The 659-nt window shown below is 74.5% G+C and carries 1 pseudogene; it reads left to right on the forward strand.

Going from position 1 to position 659, the window contains the following annotated elements:
• A pseudogene (gene xdhC / locus AC27KI_RS26660) lies at positions 1-535 on the forward strand (xanthine dehydrogenase accessory protein XdhC); the annotation flags it as partial.
• Positions 536-659: the final 124 nt, after the last annotated feature.

Consider the following 659-nt stretch of genomic DNA (forward strand, 5'->3'; position numbering starts at 1 on the left):
TGGCGCAGCGGCTGGCGCCCCGGCGCACGCCCGTGGCGCCTGTTCGGCGCGGGCCATGTGGGGCATGCGCTGGTCCGCGGTGCTGTCGGTCCTGCCGTTCGCCCTGACCTGGATCGACAGCCGCGACAGCGTGTTCCCCGCATTCCCCGTGGCCCCGGCCGAGGCGCCGCCAGGCGTGGCGTGCGAGCACTCCGATCCCGTGCACGCCGCCGTGCCGTCGCTCGCGCCGGGCTCGCGCGTGCTCGTCATGAGCTTCAGCCACGCCGAGGACCTGGACGTGGTGGCCGCCTGCCTGCTGCGCCAGCGCGAACGGCGCGACCTGCCCTTCATCGGGCTCATCGGCAGCCGCACGAAGTGGGCGACGTTCTCGCACCGATTGGCCGCGCGCGGCTTCGCGCCCGAAGAGCTGGCCTGGGTCACCTGCCCCATCGGGCTGCCCGGCATCGCGGGCAAGGAGCCCGAGGTGATCGCCGTGTCGGTGGCGGCGCAGCTGCTGGCCCTGCCGGTGCAGCCGGACCCCGCGCAGCCCGGGTAAATCCGCACGCCGCCGTGCCGCGCCGGGCGTTCGGCAGGAACGATTCCTGCATACACTCGCGGCACAGGTCGCAGCGGTGCCCGGAGCCGACGCGTGTCGTCAGCCCCCTGGTGCGCGGCCTTTT

The sequence above is a fragment of the Acidovorax sp. KPB24-03 genome, assembly GCF_057546605.1.